Source organism: Salinimicrobium xinjiangense DSM 19287 (genome assembly GCF_000423585.1).
Lineage (GTDB): Bacteria > Bacteroidota > Bacteroidia > Flavobacteriales > Flavobacteriaceae > Salinimicrobium > Salinimicrobium xinjiangense.
In genome coordinates, this window is sequence record NZ_KE384059.1 from 48,769 (window position 1) to 63,273 (window position 14,505).

Below are 14,505 nucleotides of genomic sequence, written 5' to 3' on the forward strand. Positions count from 1 at the left end.
CCACGTAAATTTAAGCATCTTTGCAAAAATTTTGAAAGAAAAATGTTGAACATTCACAACTTGTCGGTTTCCTTTGGAGGAGAATATTTATTTGAAGAGATCACCTTTAGGCTCGGTGCCGGTGACAGGGTAGGATTGATTGGGAAGAATGGAGCCGGTAAGTCTACCATGCTCAAGATCCTGGCCGGGGAAATGGAACCCGATTCTGGCCAGATAGCTGCAGACAAAGACCTTAAAATAGGTTTTCTAAAGCAGGATATAGATTTTATAGAAGGAAGAACGGTACTGGAAGAATCTTATCAGGCTTTTGAAGAAATTAAACGTCTCGAAGGTAAATTAGAGGAAATAAACCATCAGCTGGCTGAACGTACAGATTATGAAAGTGATGAATACCACCAGTTAATGGTTGATCTTAATGATGTTCAGCATCAATACGAGATCCACGGAGGATATAATTATCAGGGGGAGACAGAACGTATCCTACAGGGACTCGGGTTTCAGCGCGAAGATTTCAATAAACTTACAGATACCTTCTCCGGGGGATGGAGAATGAGGATCGAACTGGCAAAACTGCTCCTTCAGCAAAATGATATCCTGCTGCTCGATGAGCCTACAAACCACCTCGATATCGAATCGATTATCTGGCTGGAAGGTTTTTTAAACAATTATCCCGGGGCTGTGGTCATCGTTTCTCACGATAAAATGTTTCTCGATAATGTGACTAACCGTACCATAGAGATTTCTCTGGGTAGAATATATGATTTCAATAAGCCTTACTCAAAGTATCTGGTCCTGCGGCAGGAGTTAAGAGAGCAGCAGCTGGCTTCACAAAAGAACCAGGAAAAACAGATACAGCAGACAGAGAAACTTATTGAGAAATTCCGCGCCAAAGCTTCCAAAGCCAGCATGGCCCAGTCACTTATTAAGAAGCTGGACAAAATAGACAGGATCGAAGTGGATGAGGACGATAATTCGGTAATGAATCTCAAATTTCCTGTGTCTGTTGTACCTGGGAAAGTGGTAATTGAGGCACATCATATCTCAAAAAGTTATGGAAATAAAACGGTACTAAAAGATATTGATCTTCTTATTGAACGTGATTCCAAGACCGCCTTTGTAGGTCAGAACGGTCAGGGGAAATCGACCCTAGCCAAGATCATTGTGGGCGAACTTGATTATAAAGGTGAACTTAAGCTGGGGCATAATGTGCAAATTGGATATTTCGCCCAGAATCAGGCAGAATATCTGGATGGCTCCAAAACAGTTCTGGATACCATGATAGATGCTGCTAACGAAAAGAACCGGGCCAAGGTAAGGGACATATTAGGTTCCTTTCTTTTTAGAGGAGATGAAGTTGAGAAGTATGTCCGGGTACTGTCGGGAGGGGAGAGAAACAGGCTGGCGCTGGCAAAAATGCTGTTGGAGCCTTTTAATGTGCTGGTAATGGATGAGCCTACGAACCACCTGGACATTAAATCGAAGAATGTGCTTAAAGATGCTTTGAAAAGCTTTGAGGGTACTTTGATCCTCGTGTCGCACGACAGAGATTTTCTGCAGGGACTTACCAATAAAGTTTATGAATTCAAAGATCACAGGATCAAGCAATATCTGGGAGATATAGATTACTACCTGGACCAGCGCAAATTGGCCGATATGCGGGAAGTGGAGAAAAGAGATGTCGAAAAACAAGCGCCTAAGGAGAGCAATAAGGAATCGTATGAGAATCAGAAAAGACTGAAATCTCTAAATAATAAACTGAGCAACATAGAAAGTAAGATCTCTAAACTGGAAAAAGAGATCAGGGAGAAGGATTTAGAACTTGCTTCTAATTATGAACAAAGCGTGGCACAAAAGGATTTCCTAAACAAGTACCAGGAAAAGAAGAAGGAGTTGGAAAAACTTTTGAAAGACTGGGAAGAGGTGCAGTTGACAATCGAAGAAAAACAATAACATGTTTGAGCATTTCTTCATATGCCCGTATTGTACAGAAGAGATCTCGATGTTAATCGATCCCTCCCTTAAAAAGCAGGAGTATATAGAGGATTGTGAAGTCTGTTGTAATCCTATAGAAATTACAGCTCATTTTGAGAATAATGATCTGATTTTCTTTGAAGCATCAGATATTGATCAATAATATTCTCATTTATTCAGAATCATCTTAAGGTTCCAATACTTTTTATAACTTGTGGGATAACAATTTCACTATAAATTAATGGAAAAGTCTTTTGAATTCGCCGAAAACGTAATTGGTTTTATGGTCCATGAGGAAATAGACCGGGAGAAAATGAAGGATATACTTTCAGAAATTGAGGAGCGAATCAAAGTGGTAACTCCTGTTTGTATATATATTGAAGATGAAACAGATGAAGGCATTTCCATGGGCGGATTCTTAAAGGCAGTGGAATTCCATTTTTCCCATTCAAATGATCTTGACAAACTTGCAGTGGTAAGTAATAGTAAAATGTTGAAAAACGCTATGGAACTTAAGGATCTTGTGGTGCCTGCAAATGTGAAATCTTTTGAGAAGGGCGAGCGAATGCAGGCAATGAATTGGCTAATGGAATAATTATTAAAAAGCTTTGGAGAATTAAAATTTGAATGTATATTTGCAGTCCAATATCGCGGGATAGAGCAGTAGGTAGCTCGTCGGGCTCATAACCCGAAGGTCACAGGTTCGAGTCCTGTTCCCGCTACTAAGAAAAAACCACCTTCAAAAGAGGTGGTTTTTTTATTTGTATTGATTGTGAGCAACCCTGAAACTGCTGTTTGGGTTCGAGTCTTCTTCCGTCAACCAATGGTAAGCTCCCTCCTGTTACCAAATGATCATGGATATCATCTACAACAAAATTTTATTTAAATTAGTGACCTTCAGTCTTTTGATAATTTATTTAGATATTTAAATGGCGGCTTATTTTAAGAGATGTATTATAGACAGAAGTAAGCTTTACTGTTCAGTGCTCTTACTTGTATATCCGTTTTGGTGGTCCTGCAGTAACAGACATGTCCAAACAATCAATAAATTCCAGAATGAACTCAATATTATAAGCGATTCCCTTCAAGCCTGGACTGACAGTCATTCGCCTGTTGGGGTAGAGGTGCTAATATTGAAGGACCAAAAGGAATTATTGCACAAAGCATATGGATGGAAAGATTTTGAAAACAAAGTTCCACTTCAAACTAACTCTGTTTTTCGTGTTGCATCAATGACTAAACCCTTAACGGCAACGGGAATTCTTATTCTTAAACAAAGAGGACAGCTTAAGATTGATGATAAGATTTCGAAGTATTTACCCAATTTCATGTCTATATCAGGGGATTCTCTTTCTATTGAACATCTACTGCGCCATTCCTCGGGCTATGGTGAATTGCAAGTTTGGAAAGATTATGGAGAAGAGCTGCGCCTTTTTAATGGTCTTGAGAGTGTTGTTAATGTTTTGTCCCAATATGAACCTGCAATGCCTGTCGGTACTGAGGAATATAGTTCTTTGAATACCATTCTTTTGAGTGCCATTCTTGAAAAAGTCTCAGGTATGCCGGCTGAACGTTTTATAAAGGAAAATATATTGTCACCCTTGAAGATGACCAATACTTATCTTCTGGAAGAACCAGGAACCGATTGGTTTAACAAGATTCCCAGAACATATGGGGTGCATGATGGAGAACCTGAAGTCTACTGGATTCCTGGGCAGCATCCATCAATGTATCCATTCTTTAGAGGAGCTACTGGAGCTGCCACCACTGTAACAGATTACGCCAGATTCTTACAGATGTGGCTGAACAAGGGAAAATTAGATGGTAAAAGGGTTCTTGAGGAATCAACGGTTGAAGAAGCTCTGAACAACAATGGTAAATCTATTGGTCTGCATTGGTTTGTTCCAGTATCTCCTGATGAGAGCGATGTTTTTGGACATGCTGGATGGTACGGGACTTGCGGGGCTGCTTATCAAAAAGATAATGCCATCGCATTATACTTCACCCAGACATATAACAATCCAAAAATATCCGAATTTTATGAGTTGTTAAGCTACTCTGGAATTCTTGAGCATAAGGGACCTTATGACATCCAAAAGGAGTTGCCAAATCTTCCAGAACAGCCCAATTCCGAATTTCTTGAAGCCTATGAGGGAACCTACAGAGCTGTTACGAGTGATGGTCTCGAATGGGTTGCCGATATTGTAATGACAGAGGGGCATCTTGAAGCCAATATTAGAAGCGAAGTTGATTCATGGATTGACAAGTTGGTGTTTGTTAAACCTGATACTTTTGCGCCAGGTTTTATTAAGGGCTCCACTGCACTTGCAGTCGCACCAAAAGTCTTTTATCAGTTTAAAGGTGTAGGTAGTTTTGAGGTCACTGTCTTAGGTAATCCTGAATTTTCATTCAAAACAATTAATTCCTCACCTGCGGCTCACTCCGAAGATTAACTTTTTTTGAAGTCTATAAAAAAAGAGAAAAAAATGAAAACTCGGTTACTTTATCATCCTGTTGAGCATAATTAGGTAGAGAAAATATTATAGTTGCGCCATTGCTACTAAATCTTGGAAAAACTGGTCCGATATTTCAATTTTTCCCACTACTAGCAAGCCCTTCAGAAATGAAGGGCGTTTTTTTGCTTGGTATTTCTTATGCTACACAGAGGCGGTGAACACCACTCTTCCATAGTCTTAAAAACAGGCAGCGCTACAAATAAGCTCCCTTCGGATTAGGTTTTTTAAATTTTAAAATTCCTGAGATTGTGATCTTAAATTTCCCTGGGCGCACCGAATTATCTGTAGGTTTTCGGATTTCTTTGCTATAAATGCCGGATCCTATTCGTAGGAATTCTCTGGGTTTTTGTACCTTCTAGGGGAACAAAAAACAACAGGAATGAGCAATTTTGAAATTAAAAAAGACAAAGCAGACGAATTTCGTTTTAACTTAAAAGCCGGTAATGGTCAAATCATTTTAAGCAGTGAAGGCTATAAAGCCAAACCTTCCTGCATGAACGGAATAGAATCTGTACGCACCAATTCCCAATCAGATGAAAGATTTGAAAGGAAACAGACTTCCAGCGGGCATAAATTTAACTTGAAATCCACAAATGGGCAGGTAGTTGGTACCAGTGAAATTTATACCACTACAGCTGCAATGGAAAATGGTATTTCTTCTGTAAAAAAGAATGCTCCGGCTGCCACTGTTGATGATCAGTCATAAAGGAAATTTATTGAATTTTCATTAATATCGAGCCCTTCTAGAAATGACGGGCTTGTTTTTTGGTATTTCTGAGGCAGCTCATAATTCGCAGCGGCGAACGCAGTTTCTCTCTGTCACAATATATAAGCCTCAGCTTCAGACGCTTAACCTGGAGTGATTTAAGACGGCTCCTGTTTTTAATTTGTGGAAGGGAAGATGGAATTCAATTCTAAATCGGGATATGTTATACTCTTTCCTTTATATAAATTGATCCTACCCTCTTCATCTGTGGGGAAGTCGGGATCGATATGCTTATCTATGATTACAGAATTTTCATTTGTTATGATCCAGAAAGAGCTGTATTTGTCACCTGTTTGTTTCTTTAACCAGATATATTGAAACCATTTTTTCCTATTCGTTTCGAATAGGAGTTGTATTGCCAGCTCGTTTTCACTAAGAGAAATGGGAAAGGCTGATGGATTATGAGGTTTTAAAGTACCCAGATCTGTTGAGATTTCATCCACGGAGAAATTCAAATGCTCCAGCTCTGAAAAATTCGGCACCAACTTCCTCCTAAGGCTCAGGTTCTTGATAGGATCTTTACCATTCAGGGTTATAAGCACCATGGCTGTTGCCTCCTGAGGCTTAGAAAAAACATTTGCCTGCGGATAACTGTATACTCCCCGTGACTTCAGCTCTTCTGAAAGTTGTTCATTTTTTATTTGAAGGATCCTTATCTCTTCAAGATTATCCTGCAATTGATCTTCTGCTGTCATACTGCCTTTTTTCATGCCCAAAAGAAAGGTGATGCTGGTTAAACCCAGCAGAATTATCGCCCATATAATATCAGAATTGATCTTCATTTTTAAAGTAAGAAATTATTTACAATATATAATTTTAATTTTCAGCGAAAAACTTTTGTTTAGCCTTTGCGGAGGCCAATTCCTTTGAAAACCGGCTGTTCCCAATAGCGGGTTTGCTATTAGGCTTTTGATCCATGCCGGCTAACAAGGGCAGAGAAACCTTATTTTCTACTGTAAATTGCTAAATGAGTTAAGAAGATCTTAAAAAATGTTAATCAACTCTAAAGCAATGTTTTACATTTGCAGAGCTATGTTTAAAGGAAATGAGATGAACTTTGAAAGACAGATCCAGAAGGAGTGCCGTGTTTATAATAAATTCCTGGTTATTTTTATCATTTTTATATCACTCGTACTGGGACTTTTTGTTGTCTGGTTACAAACAAATTATGATTTTTTTAGCACCTTATGATCCTGATTGGGCGGAAAATGTAAGTATCGGGACCTGATGCTATCATTGGCATCAGATTTGCATATTTAGCTTCAAAAAAGCTTATGTCAAAGCAGGAAATTTTTAAAGCATTGAACAATTCTACTCTCAGGTTAATTGTTATTTTCTTTTTTGCGGCGATAGCAGGAGTAGTGCTTATCCTGTCTCTTGCGAAATTCTTATTGTAATTACCTGTTAAACCAGCTGCTGTACATGACGTAATTTCCGGCAGTTTTCTTCATATTCGCAATCTGCTCTTCCGAAACCTTTTTTACTTTCCTGGCCGGAATTCCGGCATATAAATATCCCGCTTCACAAATAGTCTTTTCCAGAACTACTGCACCTGCAGCAATTATACATCCCTCTTTTACTATAGCATGATCCATTACTATGGCTCCCATTCCAATTAGTACATTATCTTCTACAGTACAACCGTGAACAATAGCCCTGTGACCTATAGAAACATAGTTTCCAATGTTAGTAGCTGCTTTTTCATACGTACAGTGAATTACCGCCCCGTCCTGAATATTGGTTCTGTTCCCTATTTTAATGGAATTTACGTCTCCTCTTATCACGGCTGTAAACCAAACAGAGCATTCATCTCCCATTTCAACGTCTCCCGTGACTGTTGCGTTGGCTGCTAAAAAACAATCTTTTCCAAAAATTGGTTTTTTATCCTTTACCGGTAAAATCAGTGCCATAATTTTATTTTTGATGCATGTAAAATTACGGAAATCCTACCTCTCAAAAAGGGCTTTTAAGACGCTATTCTTTTGTTTAATGATCCTTTTTTCTGCTCTCTGTTTTATCCTGAAAAATTGTTTCAACTATCTTTGTTTGACTGGGATAAATTATCAATATACAAGTCCTTGATTGACATTGGAAAAATATGTATCTTCTGTAGCCTGAAATTGGAACTATGGAAAAAATAACAGAAAGAAAATATAATGTAATACTGCATCTCCCTGTCAAGATCGAATACAAGGTTATAGAGACCTATCTTCAAAAGAAGTTTCTGGGAAAGATCCTGAGTAAAGGAAAAGCCAATGGGGAAACTTCAGACCATGCCCGTATCCAAAAGATCAATCTGACGAGGAGTCCGTTGGATGAATTTGATCTGGCCGTGCAACTGCAGTTAAAATTGCTTACAAGTCTTTTTAAAAACCGCGAAATAAAGATGGTGGTGCATCTCTCCCTTGATTTTAAAGAAGCCCAACAGGAAGTGCTCATTCCCCGCTACAGGCTGGACGGGGAAAACAGCGGCTGGTTCACTAATACTCTGGTAGAGACACTGGTGAATAATTTCATGTATTCGAAACTGAAGGAAAAGATGAAATTTGATATCAGCCCGATTATTGCTAATAAACTGGAAAAATTAAATACTGAACTTGGTGGGGGTAAGGAAATGGCCGAAGGGATCAATATTACAGGAAAGATTGATCAATTTCGCGTTCAGGAAGTAATACCCGGTCAGCTTAACCTGTTGGTTACAGTCAGGATCCTTGGGAATAACGTACTCAACATTAGGAAGATCGATCTCTAAAATAAGAAACCCATGGTCCGGTTGGGCCATGGGTTTCTGTTAACTTTAAATCTCCTGATGTATTTTAGGAACCGGTAGGTTGATTCTCCCGGTTACTATCAATAAGATTCTTTCGGATCTCATCGTGCTCATCTCTCATTTTTTCGTGATCACTTCTCATTGTTTCATGATCAGACATCATCTCATCGTGGTGTTCTCTCATCTTTGTGATCTGGGCTTTCATTTCATCACTGGAAAGCTGTCCGAAATTCTGTTTCAGTTCTTTATGGCCTTCCATCATTTTCTTATGTCCGGCACGCATGGCTTCGTGATTTTTAAGAATGGCTTCATGCTCTGCCATACTTTCAAGTAGCGTGGAATCTTCCAGCTGGGCGCCCTCCAACTGCTGCTTTAACTCGTTATGAGTCTGAAGCATTTCCTGATGAATATTTTCGAATTCAGTAGCTACACTTTCAATACTATCATTTTCAGTCATGAGATCATCAAACTCTCTGGAAAGATTCTCTTTTTCATTATCTCCACAGGAAGCCATAAGTGCCATGGAGAAAATTAAGATCATAAATTTTTTCATTATTAGTTGGTTTTGAAGGTTATTACTTCCAAAATTACAAAAGAGAAGGTGTAGTTATTATAATTCTCTGTTAAAAGGACTCCGGCCAAATTCACTATAGATGGTCTTATGTATATTAATTATCCACTGATCAATAGCACCCAATCAAACAAAATGTCCTTGTATGTCTGCCAATTTCTGTTCACTGATCACTGATCACTAGATGGAAAATACAATTTGGGCTTACAATGACCCCCAGGTCTACCACCAATTCGCCCCTCTAGGGCTGGCAAAGGCAGAACTCGAAATTCGTAACTTTAAAATCTTATTTCTAATATCCTGTTCACCGACCACTGAACACTGACCACTAAAATTGGTATCTTTGCACAAAAAAGGAGAATATGGCACATAAAGCAGGTTTTGTAAATATCATCGGGAACCCTAATGTGGGCAAATCCACCTTAATGAATGCCTTTGTGGGAGAAAAGTTGAGTATAATAACTTCCAAGGCTCAGACTACCAGGCATCGCATTCTTGGAATTGTGAACGGAGAGGATTTTCAGGTGATCCTTAGTGACACTCCCGGGATCATAAAACCGGCCTATCAGCTTCAGGAGTCAATGATGGATTTTGTAAAATCTGCCTTTGAAGATGCAGATGTATTGGTCTACATGGTTGAGATAGGAGAAAAGGAACTTAAGGATGAATCCTTCTTCAATAAGATCATACATTCAGAAATTCCTGTTTTACTGCTTTTAAACAAGATCGATAAATCTAATCAGGAGCAATTGGAAGAACAGGTGCAGCTATGGCAGCAAAAGGTCCCGAATGCCGAGATCTTTCCCGTTTCGGCTTTAGAAGGATTTAATGTGCCCCAGGTGTTCAACAGAATTGTAGAACTGCTGCCAGATTCCCCACCTTTCTATCCTAAAGATACACTTACAGATAAGCCGGAACGCTTTTTCGTGAATGAGATCATCAGGGAAAAAATACTTATCCACTATAAAAAGGAAATTCCGTACAGTGTTGAAATTGATACAGAGGAATTTTTTGAAGAAGAGGAGATCATTCGAATGCGCAGTGTGATCATGGTGGAAAGAGAAACCCAAAAAGGGATCATTATTGGTCATAAAGGTGCGGCTTTAAAGAGAGTAGGAGTAGAGGCCCGTAAGGATCTTGAAAAGTTTTTCGGAAAGCAGGTGCATCTTGAGCTCTATGTGAAAGTTAACAAGAACTGGCGGAGTGATTCCAAACAGCTACGCAGGTTTGGTTATTCCGGAGACAAAAAATAAGGTCCTCCAATTCCTTAGGGCGGCTGTTTTAATTTCTCCAATAAATTTCAGAACTTTTATCTCTGTTATTCCTGAAAATTAGGTTGGTATAAGTACAGGTCAATTGTTTTAAATCACCTAATTTTGCAGCCTTATTTAAGAGATCATCATTATGAGCAGTATTGTAGCCATTGTAGGTAGACCAAACGTTGGTAAATCCACATTTTTTAACCGGTTAATTCAGCGTCGGGAAGCCATTGTGGACTCAGTAAGCGGAGTTACCCGTGACCGTCACTATGGAAAAACCGACTGGAATGGACGCAATTTTTCTGTTATTGATACCGGGGGATATGTCTTGGGTAGTGATGATGTTTTTGAAGCTGAAATCGACAAACAGGTGGAATTGGCTATAGCAGAGGCCGACGCGATTATCTTTATGGTCGATGTGGAAACAGGAGTGACTCCTATGGATGAAGATGTGGCTCAGTTGCTTCGGAAGGTGAACAAACCCGTTTTTCTTGCCATTAATAAAGTGGATAATTCCAAGAGACTGGAAAATGCAGTTGAATTCTACTCCCTTGGATTAGGAGAATATTATCCAATTGCAAGTACCAGCGGAAGCGGTACTGGAGAACTTCTTGATGCACTGGTAGAGGCACTACCTGAAGATACACGTGAAGAAGAGGCCGAGTTACCACGTTTCGCCGTTGTAGGACGCCCCAATGCCGGAAAATCATCTTTTATTAACTCACTTATTGGAGAAGATCGTTATATAGTGACCGATGTTGCCGGAACTACCCGCGATGCGATTGATACCCGCTATAATAGATTTGGATTTGAATTCAACCTTGTGGATACCGCCGGTATCCGCAGAAAATCCAAAGTGAAAGAAGATCTGGAATTCTATTCGGTGATGCGCTCAGTACGTGCCATTGAACACTGTGATGTGTGCTTAATTGTTATGGATGCAACCCGCGGCTTTGACGGACAGGTGCAGAATATTTTCTGGCTGGCACAGCGAAACCGCAAAGGGATTGTGATCCTCGTGAACAAGTGGGACCTTTTAGAGAAGGAGACTAATACCATGAAGGAATATGAGGCTAACATCCGTCGTGAAATGGAACCATTTACCGATGTACCTATTGTGTTCATGTCTGTCCTTACTAAACAAAGAATATTCAAAGCCATTGAAACTGCAGTTGAAGTTTACAAGAACCGCAGCAAAAAGATCAAGACCAGCGAATTGAATGAAGTGATGCTGCCCATCATCGAATCATATCCACCGCCTGCCTATAAAGGGAAATATGTGAAGATCAAATTCTGTATGCAGCTGCCCACACCGCAGCCGCAATTTGCTTTTTTCTGTAATCTCCCCCAATACGTGAAAGATCCTTATAAGCGATTTTTGGAAAACAAGTTAAGGGAGAAGTTTGATTTCTCGGGAGTGCCTGTTTCAGTATACTTTAGAAAAAAATAAAATTTTCTGTAACCATTCGGGTTTTTTAAAGTCTAACAAATGCTGTTACAATATAAGTAGCAGCATTTTATTTTTTAAAGACCTCCCGATTAATGAAAAATTTTTTATTTCTAAGCCTGTTTCTAATATCTACAGGAGCAGCAGCACAGCAATTTTCTATTTCAGGCAAAGTGGTAGATTCAGAGACGCAGGAACCTCTGGAATCGGCCACCTTATTTGTTGAAAAGCTGCAGGACAGCAGCCTTGTTTCCTATACTATTTCGAATAAAACCGGAGACTTCGTAATTGAAGGTTCTCAAAAAGTGGATACGCTACGGCTGGTGAGTACCTTTAACGGTTATAGCACTCTTTCCCGGATCATCATTCTGGAGCAGCCAAGAATTGCACTTGGAACCCTTGAAATGGAAGTGGCAAATAATATGCTGGGAGAGGTTACCGTAATTTCTGAAAGAGCTCCCGTTACCGTGAAGCAGGACACTTTAGAATTCAATGCTGCTTCTTTCAATACCCGTCAGGATGCTAATCTTGAAGACGTAATGAAGAAACTGCCGGGGGTGGAAGTAGATGCCCAGGGGAATATTACTGTCAATGGAAAACCTGTATCCCGTATTCTTGTCAACGGAAAGGAATTCTTCGGAAATGATCCAAAGATTGCTACCAAAAACCTTCCGAAGGAAATTATCGATAAGATCCAGGTAGTTGACACCAAAACAAAATCTGAAGAATTTACCGGAAAGGCAGGAAATCCCGATGACAAGACCATCAATGTTACCATTAAGGATGACAAGAATAAAGGCTATTTCGCACGTTTTACTGCCGGTGGCGGAACAGATGATCGGTACGAACTGAGTGGGATAGCAAATTACTTCAAGGACAAATTAAGGCTCAGCGTACTGGCCAGTTCGAATAACATCAACAGCGCCGGCTTTAGTATGGATGAGGTTTTTGATATGATGCGCGGCCGTTCCCGGAGCATGATGATAAGAAGCAATGGAACCTTTGCAGTCAACGGAATGAATTTTGGAAGCGATCAGGGAATTACAAAGAGTGAAACAGCCGGTTTTAATTTCACCAACGATTGGGATAAAAAATATGAACTCACCGGCGATTATTTCTACGGAAGAAATGACACAGAAACAGCGAGTATAGTAGAGCGGGAAACTTTTCTGCCTAACAGGTCTTTCTTTACCAACACCATTTCTGAAGGTAATATCGTAAATGAAAGTCATCGCGCAAATGCTGCTTTTGAAGTAAAGATCGACAGCATGACCCAGGTTGCAATTCGTCCATCAATAAATGTAAACGACGGATTCTCCTATAGAACAAGTTCTTCAGAAAGATTGGACAATAACCGGGAACTGATTACCACTACCGAGGACAGGGAGGATATTTACAGCTCTAACCTTAATAACAGGATAAGCCTTATCAGGAAATTCGGAAATAGGGGAGCTTATCTTGAAGCTTCATTTGAAAACAGCAATGAGCTGCAGGAAAGAGAAAACTTTTTCTTTTCTGAATTCTTCGATACCGAAGGAGATGTACTCCTGGAGACCAGGATCCAGGATCAATTCATTGAAGAGGAAAACACAAAAGATGAATATAAGGCAGGAATAACCCAGCGCTCTGTTCTGGCCGAAAAACTTTTTCTTGATCTCTCTTATGATGTAAGCACACAAAACCAGAACAACACGCGAAGTGTATTCGAGCTCGATGAGGATACCAATGAATACAATGTTTTTAATGATCTGCTCTCAAATGACTTTGAGGTAAAGAGCTGGAAACATATTCCTAATGTTGGTCTTAACTATGAAGGCAAAAAATGGAGAGTAGGTTTTGATGTCGGGCTTCTCAATACTTCTCTAAAAACACAGAACTTTCTTGCCGATGCAGGTTTTGAAAACAATTACAACAACCTTTTTATCAATTCCAATGTTCGATACGAAATAAAACGTGGGCAGTCGGTTTATGCATATTACCGTAACGACACAGATATTCCTTCCATAAGGGAACTTCAGCCGGTGCCGAACCTTACGAATCCGCTGAACATCATTATTGGAAATCCTGAACTGGATCCCACTTTCACACACCGGTTTAATTTAGGGTACCAGAATTTCGATTTCGCCACCCGTAGTGGGATGAGCATATATGCTTCGGCCACAATATATGAAGATCAGGTGGTGCCTTATAGTATTACAAATGAAGATCTTGTGACCACAACAACCTTCCGTAACCTCGACGGCGGACTAACAAGTTACGCGGGCGTGTCTTACAGTAAACGTTTTAAGAAAGAGGAGCGGGAATTGAGCTATAGATTGGGAGTTTTCGGAAATTATAACCGGCAAATAGGATTCACCAACGCTGTTCGATACAATGCAGACAGATTTGGCTTTAATCCTTCCCTAAGGCTTGGTTACAATTATGCCGATAAGGTAGAGATAAATCCAAGATACGAGCTTAGTCACAATATCGCGAAGTATGATATTAGCAACAGGCGGGAAGAAGAATACACCAATCATACCTTTGCTCTTGAAGCAACCACCTACTGGCCCAAAAATGTAGTTTTTGGGAATGATATTTCTTTTGTCTCCTATGGAAAAGTAGCTCCGGGTTTTGATCCCACTTCTCTCCTGTGGAACATGAGTCTTGGCTATAAATTTCTGAATGACAACGCTACTGTAAAGGCAAAGGTTTACGATTTGCTGAATGAGAATGTGAGTACCAGGAGAACAACAGGAGAGGATTTTGTTCAGGACACCCAGGAATTGATCCTGGAGCAGTATTTCATGCTAAGTTTTACGTATAAAATAAGCAGATTTGGAGGAAAAGACCCCAACAGGGGAAGAGGACGCGGCGGATTTATGGTGTTTTAGACCCCGATTATATTAGCCAAAAACAATGCCTGTCAAAAATAGCATTTTTGACAGGCATTGTTTTTTAGTATTGAGATGTTAGAATTGAGTATTGAGATTTTTAATCAGAATTAGTATGTATAATGCTGGCGCGGATTTGCAATCCGTGCCGGGGCAAAATTGGAATTGGTGATTGTGATTTGGAATTTTGAATTCCGCGTTAAAACGCGCGGCTACCGATTGAAATTTGGTACTTGTGATTTGGAATTTGATTTTCCCGCGTTAAAACGCGGGGCTACTGTCGCCCCTCCGGGGCTGGTCTATAATTGGAATTTGCGGTTTAATTTTTCCCC

The 14,505-nt window shown here is 39.8% G+C and carries 12 protein-coding genes and 1 tRNA gene; 10 read left to right on the forward strand and 3 right to left on the reverse strand.

Features of this window, described 5'->3' with window-relative positions; translation table 11 throughout:
* The first annotated feature begins 42 nt into the window (after positions 1-42).
* The 6 genes from G564_RS0117970 to G564_RS0117995 all read left to right on the forward strand — a co-directional run bounded on the left by G564_RS0117970 (position 43) and on the right by G564_RS0117995 (position 5,193).
* Positions 43-1,950, forward strand: coding sequence for an ABC-F family ATP-binding cassette domain-containing protein (locus G564_RS0117970; protein ID WP_029038878.1), 1,908 nt, complete (start codon positions 43-45; stop codon positions 1,948-1,950).
* Between the two features lies 1 nt (position 1,951).
* The gene (locus tag G564_RS0117975; RefSeq protein WP_029038879.1) at positions 1,952-2,134 is read left to right on the forward strand and encodes a CPXCG motif-containing cysteine-rich protein; all 183 of its coding nucleotides are present in this window, start codon (positions 1,952-1,954) and stop codon (positions 2,132-2,134) included.
* Between the two features lie 78 nt (positions 2,135-2,212).
* Positions 2,213-2,566, forward strand: coding sequence for a SpoIIAA family protein (locus tag G564_RS0117980; protein WP_029038880.1), 354 nt, complete (start codon positions 2,213-2,215; stop codon positions 2,564-2,566).
* 54 nt (positions 2,567-2,620) lie between these two features.
* Positions 2,621-2,693: transfer RNA gene (locus G564_RS0117985), tRNA-Met, on the forward strand.
* A gap of 207 nt (positions 2,694-2,900) precedes the next feature.
* Positions 2,901-4,424 (forward strand): serine hydrolase domain-containing protein, encoded by a 1,524-nt coding sequence (locus G564_RS0117990; RefSeq protein WP_029038881.1) that lies wholly within the window; start codon positions 2,901-2,903, stop codon positions 4,422-4,424.
* Between the two features lie 442 nt (positions 4,425-4,866).
* A complete protein-coding gene (locus G564_RS0117995) occupies positions 4,867-5,193 on the forward strand; it encodes a YegP family protein (protein WP_029038882.1) in 327 nt (108 codons plus the stop codon).
* Positions 5,194-5,369: 176 nt separating this feature from the next.
* On the opposite strand, the gene G564_RS0118000 is transcribed toward G564_RS0117995, so the two are convergent.
* Positions 5,370-6,035, reverse strand: coding sequence for a hypothetical protein (locus G564_RS0118000; protein WP_029038883.1), 666 nt, complete (start codon positions 6,033-6,035; stop codon positions 5,370-5,372).
* Positions 6,036-6,650: 615 nt separating this feature from the next.
* Entirely contained in the window at positions 6,651-7,163 is a 513-nt protein-coding gene (locus G564_RS0118020; protein ID WP_029038884.1) for a gamma carbonic anhydrase family protein, read from the reverse strand.
* A gap of 218 nt (positions 7,164-7,381) precedes the next feature.
* Between G564_RS0118020 and G564_RS0118025 the strand changes: the two genes are divergently transcribed.
* The gene (locus G564_RS0118025) at positions 7,382-8,005 is read left to right on the forward strand and encodes a DUF4403 family protein (RefSeq protein WP_029038885.1); all 624 of its coding nucleotides are present in this window, start codon (positions 7,382-7,384) and stop codon (positions 8,003-8,005) included.
* Positions 8,006-8,069: 64 nt separating this feature from the next.
* Here G564_RS0118025 and G564_RS0118030 read toward each other — a convergent pair whose 3' ends face one another.
* Entirely contained in the window at positions 8,070-8,576 is a 507-nt protein-coding gene (locus tag G564_RS0118030) for a hypothetical protein (RefSeq protein ID WP_029038886.1), read from the reverse strand.
* Between the two features lie 380 nt (positions 8,577-8,956).
* On the opposite strand from G564_RS0118030, the gene era reads away from it, so the two are divergent.
* The 3 genes from era (at position 8,957) to G564_RS19640 (ending at position 14,173) form a co-directional block, all read left to right on the forward strand.
* Positions 8,957-9,847 carry a GTPase Era gene (gene era / locus G564_RS0118035; RefSeq protein WP_029038887.1) on the forward strand — a complete coding sequence of 297 codons (891 nt, stop codon included), beginning with the start codon at positions 8,957-8,959 and terminating at the stop codon, positions 9,845-9,847.
* Positions 9,848-9,998: 151 nt separating this feature from the next.
* Entirely contained in the window at positions 9,999-11,303 is a 1,305-nt protein-coding gene (gene der, locus G564_RS0118040; RefSeq protein ID WP_029038888.1) for a ribosome biogenesis GTPase Der, read from the forward strand.
* Between the two features lie 92 nt (positions 11,304-11,395).
* Positions 11,396-14,173 carry an outer membrane beta-barrel protein gene (locus G564_RS19640; protein WP_037374288.1) on the forward strand — a complete coding sequence of 926 codons (2,778 nt, stop codon included), beginning with the start codon at positions 11,396-11,398 and terminating at the stop codon, positions 14,171-14,173.
* Positions 14,174-14,505: the final 332 nt, after the last annotated feature.

Excerpts from the sequence above, each read along its gene's own strand:
- era (WP_029038887.1), top strand. The coding sequence starts at position 8,957 with ATGGCACATAAAGCAGGTTTTGTAAATATCATCGGGAACCCTAATGTG.
- G564_RS0117980 (WP_029038880.1), top strand. The coding sequence starts at position 2,213 with ATGGAAAAGTCTTTTGAATTCGCCGAAAACGTAATTGGTTTTATGGTC.
- G564_RS0118030 (WP_029038886.1), bottom strand. The coding sequence starts at position 8,576 with ATGAAAAAATTTATGATCTTAATTTTCTCCATGGCACTTATGGCTTCC.
- G564_RS0117970 (WP_029038878.1), top strand. The coding sequence starts at position 43 with ATGTTGAACATTCACAACTTGTCGGTTTCCTTTGGAGGAGAATATTTA.
- der (WP_029038888.1), top strand. The coding sequence starts at position 9,999 with ATGAGCAGTATTGTAGCCATTGTAGGTAGACCAAACGTTGGTAAATCC.
- G564_RS0118025 (WP_029038885.1), top strand. The coding sequence starts at position 7,382 with ATGGAAAAAATAACAGAAAGAAAATATAATGTAATACTGCATCTCCCT.
- G564_RS0117975 (WP_029038879.1), top strand. The coding sequence starts at position 1,952 with ATGTTTGAGCATTTCTTCATATGCCCGTATTGTACAGAAGAGATCTCG.
- G564_RS0118000 (WP_029038883.1), bottom strand. The coding sequence starts at position 6,035 with ATGAAGATCAATTCTGATATTATATGGGCGATAATTCTGCTGGGTTTA.
- G564_RS0117995 (WP_029038882.1), top strand. The coding sequence starts at position 4,867 with ATGAGCAATTTTGAAATTAAAAAAGACAAAGCAGACGAATTTCGTTTT.
- G564_RS0118020 (WP_029038884.1), bottom strand. The coding sequence starts at position 7,163 with ATGGCACTGATTTTACCGGTAAAGGATAAAAAACCAATTTTTGGAAAA.
- G564_RS0117990 (WP_029038881.1), top strand. The coding sequence starts at position 2,901 with ATGGCGGCTTATTTTAAGAGATGTATTATAGACAGAAGTAAGCTTTAC.
- G564_RS19640 (WP_037374288.1), top strand. The coding sequence starts at position 11,396 with ATGAAAAATTTTTTATTTCTAAGCCTGTTTCTAATATCTACAGGAGCA.